This window comes from Methylocaldum sp. 14B (assembly GCF_002005105.1).
Taxonomy (GTDB): Bacteria; Pseudomonadota; Gammaproteobacteria; order Methylococcales; family Methylococcaceae; genus Methylocaldum.
This window is the reverse complement of record NZ_MSCV01000006.1, coordinates 13465-39181: the sequence shown is the minus strand read 5'-3', so window position 1 is coordinate 39181 and position 25717 is coordinate 13465. Positions and strand designations below refer to the sequence as shown.

General features: G+C 59.0%; 20 protein-coding genes. 14 read left to right on the top strand and 6 right to left on the bottom strand.

Features of this window, described 5'->3' with window-relative positions; genetic code table 11:
* The first annotated feature begins 1 nt into the window (after window position 1).
* The 3 genes from B2A78_RS05755 (at window position 2) to B2A78_RS05745 (ending at window position 1411) form a co-directional block, all read left to right on the top strand.
* The gene (locus B2A78_RS05755; protein WP_077728959.1) at window positions 2–325 is read left to right on the top strand and encodes a YbaB/EbfC family nucleoid-associated protein; all 324 of its coding nucleotides are present in this window, start codon (window positions 2–4) and stop codon (window positions 323–325) included.
* Window positions 326–362: 37 nt separating this feature from the next.
* Window positions 363–959 carry a recombination mediator RecR gene (gene recR / locus B2A78_RS05750; RefSeq protein ID WP_077728958.1) on the top strand — a complete coding sequence of 199 codons (597 nt, stop codon included), beginning with the start codon at window positions 363–365 and terminating at the stop codon, window positions 957–959.
* A 107-nt stretch (window positions 960–1066) separates the two neighbouring features.
* On the top strand, window positions 1067–1411 hold the full coding sequence (locus B2A78_RS05745; protein WP_077728957.1) for a histidine triad nucleotide-binding protein: 345 nt from the start codon (window positions 1067–1069) through the stop codon (window positions 1409–1411).
* Between the two features lie 104 nt (window positions 1412–1515).
* On the opposite strand, the gene B2A78_RS05740 is transcribed toward B2A78_RS05745, so the two are convergent.
* Window positions 1516–1965 carry a hypothetical protein gene (locus B2A78_RS05740; protein ID WP_240502423.1) on the bottom strand — a complete coding sequence of 150 codons (450 nt, stop codon included), beginning with the start codon at window positions 1963–1965 and terminating at the stop codon, window positions 1516–1518.
* A 247-nt stretch (window positions 1966–2212) separates the two neighbouring features.
* On the opposite strand from B2A78_RS05740, the gene B2A78_RS05735 reads away from it, so the two are divergent.
* Window positions 2213–3136: a 5'-nucleotidase gene (locus tag B2A78_RS05735; RefSeq protein ID WP_240502422.1), complete on the top strand. Its 924-nt coding sequence runs from the start codon at window positions 2213–2215 to the stop codon at window positions 3134–3136.
* Between the two features lie 167 nt (window positions 3137–3303).
* Here B2A78_RS05735 and B2A78_RS05730 read toward each other — a convergent pair whose 3' ends face one another.
* The 4 genes from B2A78_RS05730 to B2A78_RS05715 all read right to left on the bottom strand — a co-directional run bounded on the left by B2A78_RS05730 (window position 3304) and on the right by B2A78_RS05715 (window position 9839).
* Window positions 3304–5031: a cation:proton antiporter gene (locus B2A78_RS05730; RefSeq protein WP_077728955.1), complete on the bottom strand. Its 1728-nt coding sequence runs from the start codon at window positions 5029–5031 to the stop codon at window positions 3304–3306.
* A gap of 88 nt (window positions 5032–5119) precedes the next feature.
* Window positions 5120–6211, bottom strand: coding sequence for an ABC transporter ATP-binding protein (locus B2A78_RS05725; protein WP_077728954.1), 1092 nt, complete (start codon window positions 6209–6211; stop codon window positions 5120–5122).
* 88 nt (window positions 6212–6299) lie between these two features.
* On the bottom strand, window positions 6300–8375 hold the full coding sequence (locus B2A78_RS05720; RefSeq protein WP_143735083.1) for a glucoamylase family protein: 2076 nt from the start codon (window positions 8373–8375) through the stop codon (window positions 6300–6302).
* 369 nt (window positions 8376–8744) lie between these two features.
* Window positions 8745–9839 carry a phosphatidylinositol-specific phospholipase C gene (locus tag B2A78_RS05715; RefSeq protein ID WP_077728952.1) on the bottom strand — a complete coding sequence of 365 codons (1095 nt, stop codon included), beginning with the start codon at window positions 9837–9839 and terminating at the stop codon, window positions 8745–8747.
* Window positions 9840–10255: 416 nt separating this feature from the next.
* On the opposite strand from B2A78_RS05715, the gene B2A78_RS05710 reads away from it, so the two are divergent.
* From B2A78_RS05710 to pmbA, 9 genes are all read left to right on the top strand, one after another.
* Window positions 10256–11161: a hypothetical protein gene (locus B2A78_RS05710; protein WP_143735082.1), complete on the top strand. Its 906-nt coding sequence runs from the start codon at window positions 10256–10258 to the stop codon at window positions 11159–11161.
* A gap of 392 nt (window positions 11162–11553) precedes the next feature.
* Window positions 11554–12651 (top strand): quinolinate synthase NadA, encoded by a 1098-nt coding sequence (gene nadA, locus B2A78_RS05700; protein ID WP_077728949.1) that lies wholly within the window; start codon window positions 11554–11556, stop codon window positions 12649–12651.
* A gap of 184 nt (window positions 12652–12835) precedes the next feature.
* Window positions 12836–13303: a 23S rRNA (pseudouridine(1915)-N(3))-methyltransferase RlmH gene (gene rlmH / locus B2A78_RS05695; protein ID WP_077728948.1), complete on the top strand. Its 468-nt coding sequence runs from the start codon at window positions 12836–12838 to the stop codon at window positions 13301–13303.
* A gap of 1 nt (window position 13304) precedes the next feature.
* Entirely contained in the window at window positions 13305–13904 is a 600-nt protein-coding gene (locus B2A78_RS05690) for a nucleoside triphosphate pyrophosphatase (protein ID WP_077728947.1), read from the top strand.
* A 7-nt stretch (window positions 13905–13911) separates the two neighbouring features.
* Window positions 13912–15366 carry a ribonuclease G gene (gene rng / locus B2A78_RS05685; protein ID WP_077728946.1) on the top strand — a complete coding sequence of 485 codons (1455 nt, stop codon included), beginning with the start codon at window positions 13912–13914 and terminating at the stop codon, window positions 15364–15366.
* Window positions 15367–15375: 9 nt separating this feature from the next.
* Entirely contained in the window at window positions 15376–19251 is a 3876-nt protein-coding gene (locus B2A78_RS05680) for a YhdP family protein (RefSeq protein ID WP_077728945.1), read from the top strand.
* Window positions 19244–20065 carry a carbon-nitrogen hydrolase family protein gene (locus B2A78_RS05675; RefSeq protein WP_077728944.1) on the top strand — a complete coding sequence of 274 codons (822 nt, stop codon included), beginning with the start codon at window positions 19244–19246 and terminating at the stop codon, window positions 20063–20065. The genes B2A78_RS05680 and B2A78_RS05675 overlap by 8 nt, the downstream gene beginning before the upstream one ends.
* A 54-nt stretch (window positions 20066–20119) precedes the next feature.
* Window positions 20120–21565 carry a metalloprotease TldD gene (gene tldD / locus B2A78_RS05670; protein WP_077728943.1) on the top strand — a complete coding sequence of 482 codons (1446 nt, stop codon included), beginning with the start codon at window positions 20120–20122 and terminating at the stop codon, window positions 21563–21565.
* 58 nt (window positions 21566–21623) lie between these two features.
* On the top strand, window positions 21624–22976 hold the full coding sequence (gene pmbA, locus B2A78_RS05665; RefSeq protein WP_077728942.1) for a metalloprotease PmbA: 1353 nt from the start codon (window positions 21624–21626) through the stop codon (window positions 22974–22976).
* A gap of 51 nt (window positions 22977–23027) precedes the next feature.
* Here the strand turns inward: pmbA and B2A78_RS05660 are convergent, their stop codons facing one another.
* Window positions 23028–24143 (bottom strand): glycosyltransferase family 4 protein, encoded by a 1116-nt coding sequence (locus tag B2A78_RS05660; RefSeq protein WP_156879589.1) that lies wholly within the window; start codon window positions 24141–24143, stop codon window positions 23028–23030.
* Window positions 24144–24396: 253 nt separating this feature from the next.
* Between B2A78_RS05660 and B2A78_RS05655 the strand changes: the two genes are divergently transcribed.
* On the top strand, window positions 24397–25704 hold the full coding sequence (locus B2A78_RS05655) for an oligosaccharide flippase family protein (RefSeq protein WP_077728940.1): 1308 nt from the start codon (window positions 24397–24399) through the stop codon (window positions 25702–25704).
* Window positions 25705–25717 lie beyond the last annotated feature (13 nt).

The following is a 25717-nucleotide window of genomic DNA, read 5'->3' as shown; positions in this document are numbered from 1 at the left end:
CATGAAAAACCCGCTCGCCAATCTCATGCAGCAGGCGCAGAAGATGCAGGAAAACCTGCAGAAGGCCCAGGAGGAATTAGCCGCTTTGGAAGTTCAAGGCGAATCGGGCGGCGGACTGGTCAAGGTCGTCATGAACGGCAAAAAGGAAGTGAAAAAGGTCAGCATCGACGAAAGTCTGGTAAGAGACGATCGCGACATGTTGGAAGACTTGGTCGCCGCCGCCGTAAATGACGCGGTAAACCGGGTCAATCGCCTCAAACAGGAAAAAATGTCGGCTTTAACCGGCGGTATCGAGCTGCCCGCCGGATTCAAACTTCCGTTTTGAACGAGTCCTGCCCTAACATTCGACCGCTCTATCGCCAATGCCAAAGACCGGGGCCTTGTCCCAATTGATGCAAGCCCTGCGCTGCCTGCCGGGCGTGGGTCCGAAATCGGCCCAGCGGATGACGTTCTATCTTCTTCAGCGCGACCGGCAAGGCGCGCGGAGTCTCGCCGAATCCCTGCTTTCCGCTCTCGAAAAAATCGGACATTGCGCGCTATGCCGCACCTTGACCGAAGGCGAACTGTGTAATATCTGCGCCAGTCCCAATCGCGACAGAACGCAGTTGTGCATCGTAGAAACGCCTGCCGAGGTTTATGCAATCAGTCAGGCAACCGGATTCAAGGGTCTCTTTTTCGTGCTCAACGGAAGGCTTTCTCCGCTGGATGGCATCGGCCCGGAGGAGTTGCGCCTCGATTTGTTGGAACAGCGGTTGAGGTCGGGCGAAGTCGCGGAAATCATCCTAGCCACCAATACCACGGTGGAAGGAGAAGCCACAGCTCACTACATCAGCGAGATGGCGAGGAAGAACGGAGTTCGGACGACCCGCATAGCCTACGGCGTACCCTTCGGCGGCGAACTGGAATACGTCGACGGCGCCACCTTGGCACATGCGTTCGACGGCCGCAAAGACTTTTGAACCTCGAGACGGCAGTTGACCGCTTTGATGGTGTAGAAAAGCCCTAGGGATTCCGACTGTCCAGCCTTACTATTCCCGTTTCTAGGTTAGACCCAGCGGAGGAAACGATGACGGATTGTCTGTTTTGCAAGATGGTCGCCGGCGACATCAAGCCTGCGGTGGTATACGAGAACGATCACGTGCTGGCGTTTCGGGATATTCGGCCGCGTGCGCCGGTTCATGTGCTGATCATACCGAAGCGGCACATCCCGACTCTCGACGATCTGCCCGAGGCCGACTCGGTATTGGCTTCCGAGCTACTGCAAGCGGCCAGGAAAGTCGCCCGATCCGAAGGCATCGCGGAATCGGGCTACCGCACGGTCATCAATTGCCGAGGGGATTCCGGCCAAGAGGTCTACCACCTCCACCTCCACGTTCTCGGCGGACGCCCGATGAGCTGGCCGCCGGGTTAATGCCGACGCCGACGGGCTACTCAGATCCGGATTAAAGATCCGGCGTTTTTCCGCCGGATCTTTAATCCGCCACTACGGATTTTCCGGAAACCCCGGCCGGGTACTTATTCCTCCTCGTCTTCCGAGTGGAAATCGATACCCAGAATCGACCAATTCTTGAAATCCGTCGGGTCGTTCTCGACCAAACGGATTTTGCAAGCAAACTTCCTCTCCATCTGTCCCTTCTCGGGATCGACCACCCTGATGCCTGAACGAATGATGTAGGTTCGATTGCCCAAGGCCCACGCATCGTACTTGGCGTCGAGAAAGTCGGCATTTTCAGGCAACATACCCTCTTCTTTCATCGAATTTTTGCAGTGCATCAGCGCGAAGTCGGTACGTTCATTTTTGACGTTACCCAACTGTTCTTCTTCCGTTTCTTGCTCAAAGAACACATCCGATTCGACCACTTTCATCACGAAAGGAAGCACTGCTTTGTCCAAAAGGACATAAAGCAGGATGATGAAGAGGAATAAGAAAAGAAGTGAATACTTGCTACGCAATAAATCTTTCATGGCTGACGCTTTGTTATAGTCTTAGGTAAATTGACAATTGAATAATTTTGGCACGTTCATAAAAGGAGGACAGATTTTGCGGCAGCAGAAAAAAAATGTATATATTGATCGCTTAACCAAACGGCTTTTCGAAGCTCCCTCGGCTGGGCGAAGCAACAGACCGCAAAACAGCAGCTAAGACCCCTCAGATTGCTATTAGTGCCCGCATTGACGTTACGAATTATTTTTCTATGGATTTTTTCGCGACGTGACCAGTCTTCCAGATTTGACAGCCAAGCTTACCAAACAGGATAAGAAACTGGTGGTGGCCATCTCGTCCAGAGCGCTATTCGACTTGGACGAATCCCACGCTATTTTCGAACAGGACGGCAAAGAAGCCTTCTGCCGGTACCAGGTCGAGCACGAAGACAGCGTCTTGGCGCCGGGCGTGGCTTTTTCGCTGGTCAAGAAACTCCTGGCGCTGAACCGGGTATTGGCCGCCCCGATGGTCGAGGTCATCCTGCTGTCGCGCAATAGCGCGGATACCGGACTTAGGGTTTTCAACTCGATTCGGCATCATGAGCTCGATATCTGTCGCGCGGCATTCACCAGCGGCCAATCGCCTTTCAATTACATCGCGGCTTTCGGCGCGCACCTGTTTCTCTCCGCGAACGCGGAGGACGTGGCCAAGGCCTTGGATGCCGGATACGCGGCGGCGACCATCATGTCGGCCAGCAAGTCCGCGAACGAATCCGAGCAACTGAGGATCGCTTTCGACGGCGATGCCGTGCTGTTTTCCGACGAATCGGAGCGTATCTATCGCTCCGACGGGCTGCAAGCGTTTACTGAAAATGAAATTACCGAGGCGCGAAATCCGCTCTCCGGCGGCCCGTTCAAAGCCTTTCTGGCCGCGCTCCACCAAATTCAGACCCTGTTCGGCCCGGACCAGTCGCCGATCCGGACCGCTCTCGTAACGGCCCGCGCGGCTCCCGCCCACGAACGGGTGGTCCGTACCTTGCGCGCCTGGAACATCCGCATCGACGAAGCGCTGTTTCTGGGCGGGATGGATAAAGGCCCGTTTCTGCGGGCGTTCGGCGCGGACATTTTTTTCGACGACCAAAAAGGCCATTGCGAATCCGCCTGCCTCCACGTCGCCACCGGCCACGTACCGCACGGCATCGCCAATCGTTAGCGTCCTACGCTTTTAAAACCGGCGTCAGCGGACTTCCGGACCACGTCACACAAAATGGTCGAGAAAGATAATGCCTTCTTTCCCTCCGGAGCGCGTCGTGAACCCAACATGTAAGTTGGGTTGGGAAACGAAAACGGGCATTTTCGCGGAAATGGCGGGATCCTTCGTCATCCGAGCCTACTAGTCCACCTCAAATGCCTATGGCGCTTCCGCTCGGCGTCGATTTGCTCCTCGACCTCGCCTTTTGAAAAACCGAGCATGGTCAGAACTTCCGCCGCAATCAGCAGGCTGGCCTCGAACATCTCGGGCACCACGTGATTGGCGCCGGCCATGATCAAGCCGGTGTAATCGCTGTGGTGCTGGGTCCTGACGATGATGGGCAGCGCATAGCCCGACGAGCGTATTTTCGAAACCGCTCGCTGGGCTTCCTTAAGCGATTTGAAGGTTAGGATCGCCAGGCGCGCGCGGGCGATGTGGCAACGCTCGAGCAGTTCGATCCGGTCGCAACTCCCGTAAATCACCAACTCGCCGTCCTTACGCCCTTTTTTGACCTGCTCGCTGTCGATATCCATCGCGATGAACGAAATCTGGTTGGTCCGCAAAAATCTCCCGATCATTTGCCCGACCCTACCATAACCGGCAAGGATCACGTGATCGCTCAAATCCGGCGGGATATGCTCGCTTTCTCTGTCGCGCGCCGAGAACCGCTGCCCTGCCATTCCGGCCAGAGCTTCGCTGATTTCGAAGTTGTAGCGGATCAGCACGGGACTCAAAACCATAGTGGCCCAGGCAATCAAAAGCACCCGTGAACTGGTGTCCGTGGCGAGTATGCCCACTTCGGTGGCCAAGGCGATCAGGGCGAAACCGAACTCGCTCACCTGAGCCAACAGCAGCCCGGCCTTGCAGGCGGTGGGGAAGGATTCGCCGACGATCAGAGCCGATGCGACTGTGATGGCCCATTTGCCCAGTACCACCAAGGCGGTACCGATCAGGAGCATGGACCACTCGCCGCTCAACAGCCCGATGTCGAGCTTCATGCCGAGACTCGCGAAAAACAGTCCCATCAAGATATCGCGGAACGGCCGTATGCTCATCTCGACCTGATGGCGGAATTCGCTCTCGCCCAGCATGACCCCGATGATGAAGGCGCCGAGCGCCATCGATAGGCCAAAGGCACTCATCAACCAACCGGAGAGCAATACGATTACCAGAGTCGTCAGCACGAAGATTTCTTCGGATTGAATCTTGGTGATCTCATAGAAAACGTGCGGCAACACCCATCGCGCCACGCCGAGAAGAAAACCTCCCAAGAGCAGACTCGATCCGAGAGTCCACGCGATTTGCCGGTAAACCGGTTGATCGGGGGTAACGGCGAGCGCCGGAATGAGTATCAAAAGAATTACAGCGGCGAGATCCTGAAGAATCGAAACGCTTATGGACAGCTGGGCGTGGTGCCGATTGATGAGTCTCAGCTCATTTAATTCCCGCACGATGATCGCGGTCGACGACACCGTCAGCGCACCGGCGATCACCAGAGAGGCGGCGGACGAATAACCGCCGAACCAGATCAGGACGCCGGACATTACGGCGATCGTAAGGGTCAGTTGCAATACCCCCAAGCCGAACACCGACCGGCGCAGAGCGAGCAGCCTGGGCAGAGAGAATTCGAGCCCCAGATCGAATAGCAGGAAGGTGACGCCCAGATCGGAGAAGAGACGGATATTCGCGTCGTCTTTCACCAGGCCCAGCGCATAAGGCCCAATCACGGCGCCGGCGAATAGATAAGCCAGAATGTCCGGAATGCGGAAACGCCGAAAAACGACGACACTGACCAGCGAACTGGTCAGAATGACCAGCAGTTCAAGAAAAAATGCCGGTTGTTTCCAGTCGATCATGACTACCCCGGCTTAGGCGTGGCAGCTACTTTATAGATAAAGCCGGCGGCGAATAAATATCCGACAGGCGCTTATCCCGTTCGTTCAGCTAATCGAACAAGTAAATTTGATCCGGCGATACCGTCAAGCGAACGGCCTCATCCTTGGAGAAGAGATGCAATCCGGGCAGTCTTGCCGTCCAGACCGGCGCATCCGACAGTTGATCGCTGGCGCGTCCGGGACGAAAGTGAAGCAAAGTCTCGTGGCCCAGGTATTCCGCGTTGACGACTACGGCCGGAAAGCCGTTTCCGCCCTCTTCCGACAAACGCACGGCTTCCGGGCGAAAACCCGCGGTTACCGGCAAGCCGCGGTCGCGAAGGCTTGCCGCGCACTTGTCGGGCAACACCAGGAGGGCTTGTCCGTTGACCAAGAGTTGCAAGCGTCCGTCTAAGTCCTTTCGCAATTCCGCGGTAAACAAATTCATCGGCGGGTTGCCGATAAATCCCGCGACGAAGGCATTCGCCGGATGCTCATACAGTTCCTTGGGATTGGCCACCTGCTGAATGCGGCCTTGATCCAGCACGGCGATACGCTGCCCCAAGGTCATGGCCTCCACCTGGTCGTGAGTGACATAGATCATGGTTGCGCCCGTGCGCCGCTGCAGATCGCCGATTTCCGCCCGAACCTGAGTGCGCAGCTTCGCATCGAGATTCGATAGCGGTTCGTCGAGCAAGAACACCGTCGGCTCCCGCACCAGCGCCCGCCCCATGGCGACACGCTGACGCTGGCCGCCGGAAAGCTGCTTGGGCAAGCGGTCCATGACATCCCCCAATCCGAGCATGTCCGCGGCCCAGCCTACCCGCCGTCTGATTTCCTCCTTGGAGAGCTTCCGCATCTTCAAGGGAAATTCGAGATTGCCGCGCACAGTCATGGTCGGGTACAAGGCATAATCCTGGAACACCATGGCGATATTCCGCTGCTGCGGACTGAGCTCGTTCGCCACGCGGTCGCCGATTCTTATGATTCCCCCGGTGACCTCCTCGAGTCCCGCGAGCAGTCTCAGCAGGGTGGATTTGCCGCAACCCGAGGGACCGACGAAAACCATCAGCTCGCCGTCCTCGATGCGGAGACTCAGGTCGGAAATGGCCCGATGGCCATTCGGATAGGTTTTATCGACGTGCTCGAATTCGACGCTGGTCATCCTCGACAGGCCTAAAGTGGATGATGGACGTTTCGGCGCGCTGCGCCGCGATCGAAGGTGCGGATAAGCTTCGCTGTCGATGCCACGGTCAAGGCGCCTGATCGACGAACTTCTCGAAGCCGATCAGGGGCAAGGCCCGTTGTACGATCGGATCGGCCGCGAAGCGCTTCTGCACCGCATGGTCGGCGAGATGGTCCGCCAGAGCCACGAGAATCATCGCCTGATTCAGGCACAGATAGTTGTACGCCACTTCGCCCGTCACCGGATTCACCGCGTCGTAGAATCCGAAATCGCCGTAAATGGGATAAAGTTCGATCAGTTTCCGCAAATTGACCGCCGCTTCGGAGGGTTCGGTGAGCAGGGCCAGGGCCGCCGCATGAGGCGTCACCACGCCCTCGCCGTAGCCCGCCGCACCGAGAAACTTTACGCCATACTCCGAATAGCGGTCCGCGCCCGGCGTAGAACTGGGCGACATGCCCCAGACCGGATAACCGAGCGACTCCAGCGCGTATGCCCGCTGTATGTCGGTATGCACTTTGCCGTTGTAGCCGAGGCTGCCCGGTGCGTGCTGCGCTTCATCCAGCACCAGCGCCGGCATCAGCGCCTCGAACAAACTGCCTCCCCACGAAGGCACATAGCGGTAATCCCGCCATTGGTAATAGCCGCCGATCCAGCAAAAACCGTTCACGCTCTTCTCCGTGCGCTCCAGAGGCGTAAGCGACTGCCAATCGAATTCCGCCGGCAGGGTGCGCGCCATCCTGAACCAGTGTTCCTCGGGAACATCGCCCTTGCCGATGGCAATCAAGCTTCCGATGCGGGATTCGGCGTAAAACACCCCGTAATGGAAGGTCGACCGCAAGGCCATGTTCACATAATACCCGTGGGACATGAGCTTATGGTCGGGATCGTAAAAAAAACGGTAGTTGCCGTTTTCGATCAGCCGCGTGCAACGGGCAGCGAACTCCGGAAACGTCTGCCGCGCAACGACGAGACCCGCCGTCAGCCAGGACGAATCCACGAACGAGACGAAATTGCTGGTACGCTCCAGTGTCGTGGTGTTGTAGTAATTGAAATAAAAGCCCCGATAGGTTTCCAGAACTTCCAAGGTCGCGAGCGTCGCCGCGAGCCGTTCCAGCGCCTGCTCGCGGGTAATGAATCCGAGCTCGTGAGCGGCAACCACCGCTAGAAAATGAAAACCGATATTGGTGACGCTAGTGTAATCGCCGATTTTCGAAACCGAGAGATCGACGGAGCCGTTGCCGAAATGCACGCGATCCAGCGGCAAACCGTGCAGCTTGTCGGTCAAAGCGTCGAGGCCGCGCCAGGTATCCTGCGCGATGCGGCGGAGAAATTCCCGCTCGTCGGCAGGCAGGGTTTTGCCGTCGATCAAGGGCGTAGCGGGCCAGCCGGCCAGTCGCTCCCGCAGTTTGGGACGCGCCGCCGCTTCGCCGCCTAAAGCGTCTTCCCAGGCTTTCTTCTTTTCGGCGATGACCAGATCGCCGGTGCCGGGCCCCGGTTTGCCGGTTTTGATCAGCGCGATATCGTCGATCCAATAGGCCCCATTATGGACGCGCATCTCGCGCGGCGAAAAAGTAATGACGAAGGAAGACAATTGGCTCCAGTCCTTGATGCCGATCATGTAATTCAAAGGCACGACGACCTGTTTCCATTGATCGGTAATACCGCTCACCATAAAGCTGCCGACTTCCTTCATCCCGCTCCCTGCCGGTTCCGGACGGCGAAACTGCACCTCGAACTCGGGGTTGAAACCCTCGGCCGGATCTCCCTTGACCCAGAACCTCAAATGATCGTAGTCCGCCGCATCCAGCGAGTTCAAATTCAGCGACGCGCTGAACTCGCCGCTGGTTTCCGGGAGATCCACCGAATCGGCCGACGGCGGCAAGGCGTATCTCACCTGGAGGGACTTCCCCGAAACACCGTTTGTTCGGTCTTCGCCCAGCCGAAACGCCATGCTGGCCGGTTGTCGCTCCACTATGATCTTCCAATCGCTCAATAAGGCGGCTTCGTCCGCCTTACCGTCGAAATCCGCCAAATGAAATTCTTTTAATAAAGGTTCGTCGCTCAGGCCCAGATCGCTTCCCTTAACCGAAACAGCCATCAAACCCAGGCCGACCGTCAATAACAATTGCTGGATTAGGTTCACATCTCCGCCCGCCGGTTATCGTCTTATTGAGCACGAATCGGCCAATTTCATTAAAGTCGCTAAGAATAGAGGATGCCGGCAGGCATCTCAATTCGCGGACGGCGGGCTCGTGCGATGCCGAGTATGCGTAGTTCTCGTGCAGCTCGGCTTATTTCCAGGTCTGAAAAAAGTCTCCGCGTGAAACGGTCATGCTTTTTCGAACCGCCTCAGACAGCATTGCGCAATGGAATGGATTCCAAGCGGAACGATGTACCCCATTTTATTTCCAGTTTCAGCATGAGCGATGCTTTTCACGGTGTGCCAAGATAATAAGAGGGGTGGCAATGCCTCCTCATCTTGCCACCCCTTCATGTGCTCCACCGCTCGAGACTACCTGCGATTCAGCGCGATGATGTTCTCGATCAAGCTTCTACCGGGAAAATCGGCCCAGATGAGGCCGACGCGGGGATAGGGGATGCGCTCCCGGTCTTTGTTTCTCGGGTCCATGTTGAGCAGGTCCACCGTCATCCGCTGCGTCAGAAGCCAAAGGTTGGTCAACTGGTTGGTGCCCAGAAAGGCGATGGAGCAGATGCCCAACACGCAGTTGACCCGCGGAAAATCCGGATACCAGTCCTTCCAGCCCGGCGTGGTCAGGCCGGTCATCAGTTGGGGCGCGTTGGTGCCCGGCGAGCTATGGCCGCTGGCGACGAAGTAGGGAAAAGCGATTTCGGCGCCGTTCAAGCCGATGGAAAAAACCGTATCGGTCGACGCCGTCGCGGCCAGTTGGAGCTGGGATTTGACCGAGGTCCATTTGTCGTAGAGTTTCCAGTTGGTGCTGACTTTCCAATCGTTATCCCGCTTGACGAAGCGGTCGTAATCGAGACCCACTGCGGGCGAGTGATAGAAATTCTGAATGACGACGACCTTGCCTCGGGTTTCGCCCAGGGTCGGATTCTCGCCGGTATACTCCCAGAACAGACCGGGATACCGGGACTTGTAGTCGTCGAAGGTTTCGGCGAAGGACCGGGTGTTTCCCTTGGCCGGCGTGATGTCTGTGGTTTCCGACTGGATATACATGTAAACGGTTTCCCGGGGGTTTTGATTCAGGAACTGCTGCACGGCGTCCAGCACGGTCTCGAAGCTCGCAAACTGGTACACGAAGCCGTGATAGATCTGGAAAGTGTTTTCGTAATGGCGGCAGCGGATATCCAGTGCCCGGATGCCCGCATCGAGTTGTTTCGCGAGCGACATGGATTGCGCCTGAGCATAGTCGCCGCCGTACAACGCCATGGTGTCGTGGGTTCCCGGCACGGATAGTTCGCTGAACTTGCGGCTATCGGGCAGCGAACTCATCCACTGCGGATTGCGGGCGCCGTTGTCGGCGTCGTGCGAATAGGCGGAGTTGTCGATGGCCAGGGAAACCGTGCTTCCCAGGGCGGTGGCTGCGGTAAGGAACCAGGCGGTCAGTGTTTTAAGAGTGTTCACGGCTCGTCTCCTGAATGTATGTAAAGAGATTTCTTTTCGGGTACGGTGACGATGCGTACTGGCGCAAACCGCGGGCCAACACTCGCCTCCTCATGTAAGCGACTGAATTGACTGGGTTATGCCTAAGAGCATGGGGCAGCGAGCCGATCGTAATCCGTCGAGGAATTACGATATTTCGTACACAAAACGATATGGCGTAAAAATGGCGCTGATTTGAGGGGGGCGACCGAGGGGGAACCCAATCCGAAGCGCGTCACCCTGCCTGGCGAGCTTCCCGAGTGCGGGAATTCGGCGCGCGTGTGTCCAGTCTTCGAGGCGATGGCATCCCGGTTGCTTTCAAGGTAAAAGCGCCGTCGTGCCCGGCGGGGCATGGCGAAAGTAACGGGCGAACCCACACCGAACGAGGTCTTGTGATCATGATCCACCGGAAAACCATTTTAGGAGCCGTCGCACTGTTGGCGGGAGTTTGCGGCGAAGCGCTTCCGGCCACTTCCACGGTTGAGCCCGAAGCGCGCTATACCGATCAGCGCCTGAGCCTGCGCTGCGAAAATCAAACCTTGCAGCGTTGCCTGGAAGAAGTCGGGGCCGCCGCCGGAATCCGCTTCCTCATCGGCGAGGCGGAAGCCGACCGCCGAAAGGTATCGGTGACGTTCGCCGACCTCGACGTGCCCGAGGCGCTGCGACGACTGCTCGACGGTTATTCCTTCGTAGCTTATCCCGACAACCAAGGACGTTGGGTGACGCGAGTCCTGGGAAATCCGGGCAGCGCGGACACGCTCCGGCTGATCGCCGCGGAGCCGAAACCCGCTCCCGGCGAGCCTAAGAGCCTGGACGAGTTCCGCCCACTGCCCGGATCGTACGCGGGGATCGATCCGGACGAAGCAAGAGATCCCGAAGCCCAGCAGAAACTTTTCGAAGAGGCTCAAAGGCGCCGACTGTCCGCTTCGGTGGAACGGGCCCTGGATGCCTTACGATCGCCGTATAGCCGATTGCACGAGGAGGCGCTGGATGTACTGGAGGGCGTTGACGATCCCAGGGCTACGGAAGCGCTGATCGCCACCGCCCAAGCGTCCGGCCGCACCTCCGAGTTCCGTCAGCGTGCAGCGCACCACTTATGGCAGCATGGCGCTAGTCAGGGATTCCGCGATCGTGCGGTGATCGATGCATTCGAGCGACTCGCCGGAGATGCCGATCAAGGAGTGCGGTCGTTTGCGCAACGCGTGGTGCGGGACTGGAACGTCGCCATGAACTCGGGTGCCGAGACTGGCGAGGCTTCCACAGAAACAACGATGACGGAATTAGATGGCGGCGCCATTCCCTGACCGGCCTGCTGCGGCGGAAGCTGAAACTGGTCGGTCATCGCGGCCTGACTCAACGTTAACTGTCTCCGGGAAAACCGGGGCGGTTCAGCTGGACGGTGCACGCACCGCACTGGAACGCGAAAGCGTTAGCGTGAACAAGGCTGCGCACCGGGCCGGTTTCACCAGTGCCGCCAACTTCGCCACCGCGTTTCGCCGCCAATTCGGCGCCCCCCCTGAATCAACTGCGTCCGCGGAACTGAGTCGGAATATCCCAAACGCCAGTCCGCATTTCTCAGATTGATTCGCAACAAGACCACACCGTCGATCCCGTTCGCGACACCTATTACGCACTATTTTGCTGTGTTATTATCGGCCTCCACACTGCCATATTTCACTCGTGTTACCGCCGAATTATGTCCGTATCCGCTCTTGCCATACAGCAATTTGCCCTATTGGATGACGCCGAGTGCGAGCAACGAATCATCGCCGCGAAGCGAAAACTCGGCGATCGTTGCGTGATTCTGGGCCATCATTACCAGCGCGATGAGGTGTTCCGCCACGCCGACCTGACCGGCGATTCCCTCAAGCTGTCCCGCGAAGCCTCCAAGTCCAGTGCCCAGTACATCGTGTTCTGCGGCGTGCATTTCATGGCGGAGGTGGCGGATATCCTGTCGCGTCCCGAACAAATCTCGATTCTCCCCGACCTCGCGGCCGGCTGCTCGATGGCCGACATGGCGAACTTGGCCGCCGTCGAGCGGTGCTGGAGCGAACTCGGTCAACTGTTCGATCCCGACGAAATCGTGACGCCGGTGACCTACATCAATTCGGCGGCCGATCTGAAAGCCTTTTGCGGGCGGCACAACGGCATCGTCTGCACCTCCAGCAATGCCCAAAAGATTCTCGACTGGAGCTTCGCCCAGCGGCAGAAAGTGCTGTTCTTTCCCGACCAGCACCTCGGACGCAACACCGGCTATCGCATGGGCATTCCGCTCGACGAGATGGTGACCTGGGATTTCGCCAAACCCATGGGCGGCCTGACCGAAGACGAAATCCGCCGGGCGAGGATCATTCTCTGGAAGGGCTTCTGCTCGGTGCATCAGATGTTCCGTCCCGAGCATATCGACCGCTTTTTGGAGCGTTACCCGGACACACGGGTGATCGCCCATCCCGAGTGTTCTTTCGAAGTCTGCCAGAAAGCCCAGTACATCGGCTCGACCGAATACATTCTGAAAACCGTACGCGAGGCGGAGCCGAACACCCGCTGGCTGGTGGGCACCGAGCTCAACCTGGTCAATCGGCTGGCCGAGGAACTCAAGCCGCAGGGCAAGGAAGTTCATTTCATGTCCCCGACCGTGTGCATGTGCTCGACGATGTTCCGAACCGATCCGCAACACTTGCTCTGGGTGCTGGAAAACCTTGTGGAAGGACACGTCGTCAACCGCATCAAAGTACCCGAGGGTGACGCACGCTGGGCCAAGCTGGCTCTGAACAAGATGCTGCAACTGGCTTGATTCGCAACGCGTCGATGGCGAGCCGGTAGGATGCGCTGACGCAAGGAAGCGAATCGTTCGCAACCGATGCGCTTCCCTTCGGTCAGCACATCCTACGTGCTTTTTCTTTCAGCCACCCCATTTGTCGCAGTCGGTAAATTAGGCCGATTGCCTTATAATTCGTTTTTTTGTCCCGCGCTGTCACATGCGGATTCATTTGGTGGCCGTCGGTAACCGTATGCCGGATTGGGTGACGGAAGCTTATTCGGAGTATGCCAAACGCCTGCCCCGGGAGTGCGAACTGGCGCTGAAGGAAATCGCCCCGGCGAAACGCGGGAAGAATGCCGACATCGTCCGACTGACCGAGGATGAAGGAGAGCGGATGCTGGCGGCATTGCCGCGCGATGTGCATGTAGTCGCGCTCGATGTGGCGGGAAAGGAGTGGAGCACGCCGGACTTGGCCGCAACTTTGGCGCGCTGGCTGGAAAGCGGACGCGACGTGGCGCTTCTGGTGGGAGGACCGGACGGACTCTCTCCGGCTTGCCTGGAACGCGCGAATCAACGATGGAGCTTATCGAAGTTGACTTTTCCTCACCCGGTGGTGCGTATCATCGTAGCCGAGCAGATCTACCGGGCGTGGAGCATTCTGCAGCATCACCCTTATCACCGATAGCATGGACACCCGAAGTCCGCAGATTATTTTGGCGTCGGCATCGCCCCGCCGCCGCGAACTGCTCGATCAACTCGGCATCGCCTATGACGTGATGCCGGCCGCAGTTCACGAACACCCGCAGCCGAACGAGTCCCCCGAAGCCTATGTCCAGCGCGTGGCGGCGGAAAAATCGCTCGAAACATGGAAGAGCAGCGGCGGCAGGCTGCCGGTATTGGCGGCGGATACCGAGGTCGTATTGGACGGGAACATCTTGGGCAAGCCGCAAGATTTCGAGCACGCTTCGCGCATGCTCTCGCAGCTGGCCGGTAGGGAGCATCGGGTCCTGAGCGCCGTTTCGCTGCGGAAAGGCGACCGGCATTGGGAAGCGCTGACTGTCAGCAGCGTGAGCTTTCGCCGAATGAGCCAGGAAGAAATCGAAGCTTACTGGGCCACCGGCGAACCCCGCGACAAAGCCGGCGCCTACGCCATTCAGGGCAAGGGTGCGGTCTTCATTCGGCATCTGTCCGGCAGCTACTCGGGCGTCATGGGTTTGCCGCTTTTCGAGACGGCGGAACTGTTGAAATGTGTCGGGATCTCGGTCCTCAACGTTTCTGCCACCTAGCCGGCGCATGAGCGACGAAATACTCATCAACGTCACACCGCGGGAGACTCGCGTAGCCATCGTCGAAAACGGCGTCTTGCAAGAGGTCTTGATCGAGCGGACCCGCCGCCGCGGGCTGGTCGGCAACATCTACAAGGGCAAGATCTGCCGAGTGCTGCCCGGCATGCAGGCCGCTTTCGTGGATATCGGGCTGGAACGGGCGGCATTCCTGCACATATCGGATCTAGGAGCCACCGATCGGGAGAAAACACCGACCGACCAGATCGAGCTGATTTTTCACGAAGGGCAGGAACTGGTCGTACAAGTCGTCAAAGACCCCATAGGTGCCAAGGGCGCGCGGCTCACCACCGAAATCGCCATTCCGTCGGTGTACGAGGTCTATATGCCTTACAGCCGAACCTGCGGCGTATCGCAGCGCATCGAGTGCGCTCAGGAACGGATTCGGCTGCGCACCGTCATCGAAACCTTTCAGAAGGAGCACGCCACCGGAGGATTCATCTCGCGCACCGCCGCCGAGGGCATCGAAGAAACCGCGCTCCGCACCGACATGCTGTTCCTGCTTAAGCTGTGGAACTCCATCGCTCAGCGGATCAAGACCGTCAAGCCGAAAACCTTGCTTCATGAGGACCTGCCGCTCAGCATGCGGGTCTTGCGCGATCTGCACCGCGCCCGAGTCGAGAAAATTCGGGTCGATTCTCGCGAAACCTACGGTCGCCTGGTCAAGTTCGCCAAGGAATTCGTTCCGGAACTGGCTCCCCTCGTCGAGCATTATTCCGGCGAACGGCCTTTGTTCGATCTTTACGGCGTCGAGGACGAAATACAGAAGGCTCTGGAGCGCCGGGTCATGCTCAAGTCAGGCGGCCATCTGGTGTTCGACCAGACCGAGGCGATGACGACCATCGATGTCAACACCGGCGCCTTCGTCGGCGGACGCAGCCTGGAAGAAACCATCTTCAAGACCAATCTGGAGGCGGCCCAAGCCATTGCGCGCCAGCTACGGCTGCGCAATCTCGGCGGCATCATCATCATCGATTTCATCGACATGCGGGACGAGGACCACAAGCAGCAGGTCCTGCAAGCGCTGGAAAAAAGCCTGGAAAAGGACCACGCCAAGAACACCATCAGCGAGGTGTCTTCGCTCGGGCTGGTGGAAATGACGCGTAAGCGCACCCGCGAGAGCCTCGAGCACATCCTGTGCGAGCCCTGTCCGGCGTGCAGCGGACGCGGGGTGTTGAAAACGCCGGAAACGGTCTGCATGGAGATTTTCCGCGAAGTCATTCGCGAAGTGCGTCAATATAATGTCCAGGAACTCCTCGTGCTGGCATCCAACGAAGTCGTCGAGCGACTGCTGGACGAGGAAGCCGACACCTTGTCGGAACTGGAGACATTCCTAGGGGTTCGCATCAAGTTCCGCGCCGAAACGCAGTATACCCAGGAGCAATACGATGTCGTCCTGCTGTAGCGCCGTCTTTTGAAAAGAATTCTTCGTTTTACCCACCGAACGGCGCTGTATTTCGGTCTTTGCTTCATTGTCATATTGGCGCTGACGGTTACTGTCCTGCGCTTCTGGCTGTTTCCCGGAGCGGCGGAGTATCGCCGCCGCCTGGAAACCGAAATCGGTTTCCTGATCGGCGAAACCGTCCGAATCGACGAACTGTCGGCCCGCCTGCATGGCTTCCATCCCGAGTTTTCCCTGAACGGCTTCCATATCCTGGACTCGCAAGGCCAGCCGGCGATCCGATTCGCCGCAATCCGCGTCGACGTCGATCCGCTTCGCACCTTGTTGACCGGCCAACCCAGCTTCGACCGGCTGCAGATTATCGGAGCGAAACTCTCGATCCGGCGCAGGCAAGACGGCACGATCGGCATCGTAGGTCTGCACGTGCGCGACCAGCCGCCGGCCTGGCTCATGGGCGACGGCCGCTTCGAACTGTTGGACTGCGATCTGGAATGGCTGGATTTGCAAGGGAACAAACCGTCTCTGCACTTAGGACGGGCGAATATCCGGCTTGCCAACAAAAACGGAAAACATAAGCTCGGTGCCGATATCATCTTGCCTCAAAGTCTGGGCCAAGCATTCCGGCTTGTCCTGAATGCGGAAGGCGATCTCTTCCGGGCCGAGGAGTGGTCCGGAAAGCTTTACCTCGAAGGAAAGCGCATCGATACGGCCCGGATAGCCGACGCCTTATCGACGCCGCGTTTCGCCATGAAATCCGGAATAGCGGATTTCAGACTTTGGGGAAACTGGAACGGCGCGCTGAATTCCGTGACGGGAGACGTCAAGCTCGCAAAGCCGTTATTCGTTTTCCATGGGGATTCAAACACCGAAAATCAGCTGGCTTTGGCCTCCCTGGAAAGCCGGTTCAGGTGGCAGCTGGAAAACGACGGCTGGCGACTGGATCTCGATCGCTTCAGGCCGGCGTTGACCGACACCTGGCCCAAGACCCGCCTTTCCTTCGCTCTCACCCGTCGCGCCGGCGGAACGCCTGCCGTCATACGCGCCGCAGCGTCGTACCTCGAATTGGGCGATATCAACACCGTCTTGCACGCTCTCCCGGTGCTCGGCGAAAAAGCCGGCGGAATGTTGAGGGACTTGGCTCCGCGCGGCACCGTACGGAATACCAGTTTCTTTTTCGCACCCGGAAGATCGCTGGGCGAACGCGTAGCCCTGTGCGGAACATTCGACGATTTCGGCTCGAATGCCTGGCAATCGCTTCCGGGCGTTTCCGGCTTCACCGGAAAACTCTGCGGTACCGACAAAACCGGCCGGATCTCGGTATCAGTCGAAAACGGGGATATCCAACCGGCCGCGCTGGGACTGAAGAGCCCGGTTCATCTGAATAAGGCCACGGCCGATCTGTCCTGGCGGCAAACCGACACGGATTGGTCGATTTCATCCCGTTCGCTTTCGCTCGAAAACGCCGATCTCGCCGCACGCGGCCGGTTCGGAGTCGTCCTGCCGAAAAGCCCAAATGCCTCTCCCTTCCTCGATCTTCGCGTGCAACTCGGCGAAACGACTGTGGCCGCCGTCAAGAATTACCTGCCTTTCGCCGTAATCCCCCAAACTTCGCGTTGGTTGGAGCAGGCGCTGATCGGCGGACAAGTCCGAAATGCCCATCTTCTGTTTCACGGCGCGATCGCCGATTTCCCGTTTTATCGGAACGAAGGCGTATTCGAATCCTCGATCGAAGCGCAAAACATCGAACTTCGCTTTCATCCGGACTGGCCGCCGCTGACCCAAACCGACGCCCGCGTGCAATTCCACGGTCCCGGCATGGAAATCGGCTCGACCAAAGGACGAATCGGCCAGGGCCAGATTGTGGAAGCGCACGCCGAAACCAAGGACCTAAAGTCTTCGCCTTGGCTCAAACTGAGCGGAACCGCTCGCGCGACGGTGCCGGATGCCCTGGATTTTCTCGCCCACACTCCCCTTCGGGATATCCCTGAACGGCTCGGCAAGTTCGTGAGCACCGCCGGCGAAACGGATATTTCGCTGAACCTGACCATTCCGCTCGATCAAAAACTGGGCGATACCGAAGTCGAAGGCAAAGCGGAATTCAAAAATGCGACCCTCCGCGTCGAGGATGCCGGGCTGGAACTGGGGCACATCAACGGCCCCTTGCATTTTACGCGAACCGGTTTGAGCGCCAATGCCATTCGAGCCTCGGCGTTCGATCGTCCCGCCGTCATCCGCATCTCGGGACAGAAGGCCGAGACTTCGGTCGAGATCAAAGGCCGAATCGGAGTGTCGGACCTGCAGGAACAAATCCCCGGCAGTCTTTGGCGATGGGCGCGGGGAGCCACGGATTATCGGCTCAATCTCCGGATTCCGGAATCGCTCGATACCGAAAGCGATCCGCTGGTTCTGTCGCTGTCGTCCGGAATGACGGGCCTGGAGTTGAATCTGCCGGCGCCACTCGGAAAGCGCGAAAAAGCGAGAAAAGATCTATTCATCGAAACGGCGATTCTCGCCGGCAGCAAGATCCCGCTTCGGCTGAGCTATGGACACGATGTCACCGCACGGCTCAGGCTCTCGGAATCGGATACCGGCATCGAGCTGGAAGGGGGCGATATCGCCATCGGAACACTGCTCCCCTCCTCCTCATCGGAACCCGGCCTGGCGATCTTCGCCCGACTGGATGAACTCGAAGCCGCCGAATGGCGGCGCTTGCTGCCCAACTCCTCGGACGAACCGGGCAGTACCGGTCTCTTGCGTAAACTGGAATTGAACGTCGGGACGCTATATTGGAACAAAGAAACCTTGGGTCCGCTGATCATCGACATGGAGAGCGAAGACCGACATTGGCGGGGCCATATCGCCAGCGCTTACGGCAAGGGGGGCTTCAAAGCCACGGCCGATTCGATCGCTTTCGATCTGGAACACCTCAAGATACCGAAACTGAAGGCCAATAAAGCCGGACCGGCGAACATCGAACCCATCGATCCGTCCGCCGTACCGAATCTGGCGCTTAATGCCAAGCGGCTACTCTGGCAGGACGCCGATTTAGGCCCATTCACACTCCAAACCGAACGCCACGCTCATGGCATGATCATAAGAACACTCGAGGGCGGGACCAAAAATCACCGCTTCGACATCCACGGCAGTTGGACACGGTCGGCGGACCAAACCGTATCCACGCGTATCGAGGGGAAACTCCGCATCGAGGACATGGGTGATTTGTTGACCGTCATCGGTTATTCCGGCGAGGTCAGGGAAACCCCTTCCGACGTCGACTTCACTTTGTCCTGGCCGGGCGCGCCCCAGCAATTTTCCCGTGCCAGCGTCAACGGCGACATCCGGATGAAGCTGGGCAAAGGCGCGATTCTCAAGGTCGAGCCGGGGCTGGGCCGGGTGCTCGGTATGTTAAACTTGGACACGTTGTGGCGCAGGCTGTCCTTCGATTTCAGCGATTTGTTCGGCAAGGGCCTAGCCTATGACAGCGTCCTGGGAACCTTTCAGCTCGGCAACAGTCAAGCCGTAACGAAGGGTTTTCTAATCGATGCGGTTCCCGCCAAGATCGTCATCAACGGCCGCGCCGGATTGGTGGCGAGAGATTTGGATCAAGTCGTCACCGTCATACCCCACACCAGCGTCGCTCTGCCCATCGCGGGCGCTCTGGCCGGCGGACCCGCAGTCGGGGCTGCCGTGCTTCTGGCACAACAACTGGTCGGCGAGGAAGTGGACAGCATCACCGCGACCCACTACGCCGTCAAGGGTAGTTGGGACGAACCGCAAATCACCAAGATTAGCCGCAACCTGCCGCTCGACATTCTCGACCGGGCCTGGAGCGGCATGAAAGATTTATCAGGTTTTGGCACCGAAACGGAGAAAAAGACGAATGAGTAAAACGGTTCTCGCCGCTATCCAGATGGCGTCCAGTCCCAATGTCAGCGCCAACCTCATCGAGGCGGGGCGACTAGTCGAGAAAGCCGCGTCCCAGGGCGCTTCCCTGATCGTGCTCCCGGAAAATTTCGCCATCATGGGTACATCCGAAGCCGACAAACTGGCCGTAGCCGAAGCCGACGGTTCCGGACCGATCCAGGATTTTCTCGCCCAGACGGCGGAGCGGCTGAAGGTCTGGCTGGTCGGCGGCACCATGCCGATCCGCGCCGACAACGGCAAAGTCCGCGCTGCCTGCCTGGTTTATAACGACAAAGGCGAGCGGGCAGGACGCTACGACAAGATTCATCTGTTCGACGTCAACGTGCCCGGCACCGACGAACAGTATCACGAGTCCAAGACCATAGACGCCGGCAGCGAGGCTCTGGTCCTGGACACGCCGTTCGGGCGACTCGGTTTGTCGATTTGCTACGATCTCCGCTTCCCCGAACTGTTCCGGCAGATGGCGGACAGCGGCATGGACATTCTCGTCGTTCCCTCGGCCTTTACTGCGCAAACCGGCGCCGCTCACTGGGAAATCCTGGTGCGCGCCCGTTCGGTCGAAAACCTGTGCTACACCGTCGCCGCCAATCAGGGCGGGTTTCACGTCAACGGCCGCGAAACCTTCGGCCACAGCATGATCGTGGACCCTTGGGGCCAGGTGCTCGGCAGCCTTCCACAGGGCGCCGGTGTGGTGACTGCGGAATTCGACCGCGACCGGCTGCAGAAAGTGCGGGCCGCGTTTCCGGCCCTGACCCACCGCAAACTGCATTGCCGCTGAGGGCTATGGCGTGTAGGCTAGTTTTTATCATCAGCTTAATTCTCACACCTCATCATGAGTCATGATCCTCTTGTAATCGCCCGGCAAACCCTGCTGGAGCCGGCTGGACTCATAGGCGGCGACATCGACCGCGTCATGGGACAGCTCTTGAGCGCGTCGGTGGATGCCGCCGACGTCTATCTGCAATCCACCCGGTTCGAGTCCTGGATGCTGGAAGACGGCATCGTGAAGGAAGGCAGCCACAGCATAGAACAAGGCGCCGGGGTACGCGCCGTTTCCGGCGAAAAGACCGGATTCGCCTACAGCGACGAAATTACGCTGCCGACCCTGCTCGAAGCCGCCAAGAACGCGCGAGCCATCGCTCGAGAGGGAGCACAGGGCAAACGGGAAGTCTCCGGCCTATATCGCCCGCCACAGCTTTATCTGCCGATCGATCCGCTGCAATCGTTGCCCGAAGAAGAGAAAATCGCCCTCCTCAAACGTCTGGACGAGGAATGCCGGAGACTCGATTCGCGTGTCGAGCAGGTCATGGTGAACCTTGCCGGCAGCCACGAAGTCGTTCTGGTGATCGGCCAGGACGGAGCGCTCCACGGCGACGTGCGTCCGCTTGTGCGGCTCAACGTCAGCGTGATCGTCGAGGAAAACGGGCGCCGCGAACAAGGCAGCTGCGGCGGTGGCGGCCGCACCGATTACCGCTTCTTTTTGGAAGAAGACCGGGCCATCGAATACGCACGGGAAGCCGTGCGTCAGGCCCTGGTGAATCTGGAAGCGGTCGAAGCTCCCGCGGGAACCATGACCGTGGTCTTGGGACCCGGCTGGCCGGGCGTTTTGCTGCACGAAGCGATAGGCCACGGACTCGAAGGCGATTTCAACCGCAAAGGCACTTCGGCCTTTGCCGGGCGAATCGGCGAACGCGTGGCTTCGCCGCTCTGTACGGTAGTCGACGACGGCACCCTGCCCGGCCGGCGCGGTTCGCTCAATATCGACGACGAAGGCACGCCGACGGAATGCACGGTTTTGATCGAAAACGGCATTCTCAAGGGCTACATGCAGGACAAGCTCAACGCCCGGCTCATGGGCGTATCGCCGACCGGCAACGGCCGCCGCGAATCCTATGCCCACCTGCCCATGCCCCGCATGACCAATACATACATGCTGGCGGGACCTCACGACCCGCAGGAAATCATCGGTTCGGTGAAAAAAGGGCTGTTCGCCAAGAACTTCGGCGGCGGCCAGGTCGACATCACCTCGGGCAAATTCGTGTTCTCCGCCAGCGAAGCCTATTTGATCGAAGACGGGAAAATCACCCGGCCGGTCAAAGGCGCGACCCTGATCGGCAACGGCCCGGACGTGCTGACCCGCGTCAGCATGGTCGGCAACGATTTGCAGCTCGATACCGGCGTCGGCACCTGCGGAAAGGACGGCCAGAGCGTACCCGTGGGCGTCGGCCAGCCGACCTTGCGGGTGGACGGGCTGACCGTGGGCGGTACTCGGGTTTAAGACCAGCGCCCCACCCGTTCCTATATCCGAACGATTTAACGATTAGAAGGAGCCATCCGTGCAGGAACCCACGACTTTCGCACGTGAAGCAAAACAACTCGAACAATTGAAATCCCTGGTGGCGGATTGCCTGGCCGAAGCCCGGCGGCAAGGCGCCACCTCGGCGGAGGCCGGCGTCAGTCTGGAGCACGGCCTTTCCGTCACCGCGCGGATGGGCGAGGTCGAAACCATTGAACATCATCGCAGCCGCGGACTCGGCGTCACCGTCTACGTGGGCCAGCGCAAGGGTTCGGCCAGCACCACCGACCTCAGCGCGACGGCGATGCGGGAAACCGTAGAAGCCGCGTGCCGGATCGCTCAATACGCGGCCGAAGACGAATATGCCGGATTGCCCGACCGGGACATGCTGGCCACCGAGTTCCCCGATCTCGACGTTTATCATCCCTGGGACCTGGACGCGGAAACCGCCATAAACCTGGCGATAGGCTGCGAAAATGCCGCACGCCAGTTTCATCCCGAAATCGTCAATTCCGAGGGCGCGAGCCTCAACACCTTCCAAGGGTTACGAGTCCTGGGCAACTCGCTGGGATTCCTGCATGGCTATGCGTCCAGCCGCCACAGCCTGAGCTGTTCGGTCATCGGCCAGCGGGGCGACAGCATGCAGCGGGACGATTGGTGGACCGTGGCGCGAGACGCCCGAGACATGGAAGCGGCCGAGCTGGTGGGCCGAAAGGCCGCCGAGCGCACGGTAAAGCGGCTCGGCGCCCGTTCGCTGAGCACCCGGCAATGCCCGGTCATCTTCGCGGCGGATATCGCGTCCAGCCTGCTGGGCCATCTCATCGGCGCCATCCGCGGCGGCAATCTCTATCGGAAGTCGTCGTTCCTGCTCGACCATCTGGGAAAGCAGATCTTCCCGGCCTTCATACGAATTCGCGAGGAACCGCACCTCAAGAAGGCCTTGGGCAGCGCACCCTACGACGCCGAGGGCGTTCGGACCCGACCTCACCACATCGTCAAGGACGGCATACTCGAATCCTATGTGTTGAGCACATACTCAGCCCGCAAGCTCGGCATGAAAACCACCGGCAATGCCGGCGGCGTGCACAATCTCGTCATCGACCCCGGCGAACTCGATTTAGAGGGCTTGCTGAAACGCATGAACACGGGACTTCTCGTCACCGAGCTGATGGGCCAGGGCGTCAACCCGGTCACCGGCGATTATTCCCGCGGCGCATCCGGATTTTGGGTGGAGAACGGCGAGATCCAGTTCCCCGTGGAGGAAATCACCATCGCGGGCAACCTGAAAGATATGTTCATGAATCTACAGGCCGTCGGAAACGATGTAGACCTGCGGGGCAATACCCGAACCGGATCTATTTTGCTCGAAAAGATGACGGTAGCGGGGAATTGAAGTTCCCCTGACGGAGACACCTTCGTCGGCAAGGGATTGCCGACCTACCACTCACGAAAGGACGGCATTATACAGGGCTAAAGCTTCGGAGGTTATCTTTTCCGAGGAAAATTCGGTCTCCGCGATTTCCCGGCCGCGACGCCCCATCCGCTCCCGCTGCGGCCCATCCTCGATTAACGTTTTGAGCGCTTCGGCCAGAGCGAGCGCATCCGCCGCCGGTACCAGCAGACCGTTGTCGCCGTGACGGACCACCTCCCGACAGCCGGGGGTATCGGTGGTGATGATGGGTTTTCCCGCGGCTGCCGCTTCGAGCAGCGCCTTGGGGAGGCCTTCCCGATATGAGGGCAGGCAGACGATATGGCATGCGGCGAGCACTTGAGGCATGTCGTCCCGCCGCCCCCACCATTCGACCGCCCCTTTCTGCCGCCAGCTTTCGAGTTGGTCGATCGAGACCGATTCCGGATTGTCGGGGTCAGGATCGCCTACCAGGACGAATCGCGCCGCGACGCCTTCGGCGCGCAGCCGCTCGGCGGCCGTGACGAACTCTCCTACCCCCTTGGTCCAGAGCATGCGCGCCGGCAGGACGACCAAAGGGACCCCATCGCGCTCTACCGCCGGACTGAATTCCCGGAGATCCACACCGGCGCCCCGGATCAAGCTCACGCGGGCGGCCGGCAACCCCAAGCTCATCATCTGCTCGTAATCGTCCGGGTTTTCCACGATAACGTGCCCCCGTGCGAAAAGCTGCCTCAACACGGCACGGACCACCGGACGAAGCAGCCGCGCCTTGACGCTGTCCGAAGTAAACAGCCAGCCGAGACCGGCCATGTAATTCACCACGGCACATGGCTGGCTGAACCACGCAGCAATGGTGCCGTACACCACCGGCTTCATGGCGACATGCTTCACCAGATCGGGCCGAATCTTTCGGTAAATCTTGATCAGATCGGCAATCACCCGGAGTTCCGCCATCGGATTGCGGCCGCGCCGCGACAATTCGAGCGGAACGACATGGACGCCTCGCGCTTCGATGATAGCCCTGTGCTGCCGTACCCGCGTCACCACGTAGACCTGGTAGCCTGCGTCACGGGCGGCAGTCACGTGGGGCAGCCAATGCGAGCAAACGAACCAGTCTTCGGTAACGAAAAATAAAAGTTTCTTGTTCAAAACGGCTTGGCTCAATGACCTGGAAAGGCGGAACGTCGTCTTTTCGTATGGCCCGTGTCTTGGTTGCCTGTTCGCACTCGACCCGCAGCCCGTCGTCCCGAAACTCGCGAAGAAAGACTCAAGAAAATAGGACAGTATAATACCCGATGGCGCGAACTTGATCGGTTCAGGGTCAGCATCCGCCGCTTCGTGCCGCAACCAAAAAAGATCGGTCGCGCGCTCGCGCAAACCCATTCAAACCTTATCGGAATCAATGATCGCAAAACCGAGGTTCGGGAAAGACCGGACCTTTTTTTATCTCGTTCGCAACGCAATAGGCACTTTCAGCCTCCGAGCGGTCGGCATCGGCCTGTCGTTCACGGCTCAGGCGATTACCGCGCGGTTCATGGGTTCCGACAATTACGGGCTATTCGTGTACGCCCTCGCCTTCACCCCGATCTTATCCTGGCTGGCCCAACTGGGCATGGTACAGACCTCGATCCGGTACGTCGCGATTTACAACTCGCAGAAAGACTGGGGCGCCATTCTAGGTTTCATGGCTTTCGCGACGCGCAGCACGCTCGGAGCTTGCCTTGTCATCGGGTCAGCCGCAGCGATGATCGGCTGGCTGCTGAAAGACACAATGGACGATCTGCATCGTTATGTTTTCATCCTGGCTTTCCTCCATGTGCCCTTCATGTCCTTGTCCGAATTGCGCGTGGGCGTTCTCCGCGGCCTGCTCAAAATCAGTTTCGCCGAACTCCCGGAAAACCTCGTTCGCCCCCTGCTCCTGATCATTCTGCTGTCGGCGATTTATTTCGGGTTTCACGACTTCGTCGATCCCGTGACGGCAATGCTGATCAGCCTGGCCGTAGCCATGACCAACTTCCTGCTGGGCAGCGCATGGCTTCGGCAATCCCTGCCGGAGGGCGTTTCCGGCAGCCTGCCGTCCTATCGAAAAAAAGAATGGCTGACCATGGCCGTTCCCATGTTCGTCGTCGTCGGCATCCAGCTGCTGATCAGCCAATTGGACATCCTCCTGATCGGATCGATGGTGGGCACGCGGGAAGCCGGTTCGTATGCGGTAGCGGCCAGAGTCGCAGATTTCGCAGCTTTCGGCTTGGTCGTGGCCAGCAGCGTAACCGCGCCTTTAATCGCCGCACATTGGAACAATCGCTTGATTCCGGACCTCCGGCGGCTACTGAAAATCACCACAATAGGCAATGCCTTGTTCGTTTTGACGGCCGCCTCATTCATTGCCGGCACCGGAAAATACATACTCGGTATTTTCGGAGCATCGTTCGTGGATGCTTACCCTCTTCTGATCATGCTCCTGGCCGGAAAATCGCTGTACGCTCTGACCGGTCTCGGGACCATCCTGCTGACCATGACCGGACATCAGAAGGAAGCCACATGGCTCATGGGCGGCGGCTTGGCCGTGCAACTGCCTTTGGAGCTGTATCTCATCGGCGAACACGGCGCCATGGGCGCGGCTATTGCCAGCGCAATCGCAGTCGCCGGCATAAATCTTTCAGCGCTGGTAATCGTCAAAACCAGGTTAAAATTGGGTCTCATCGGCTAAACGCCCAACAACA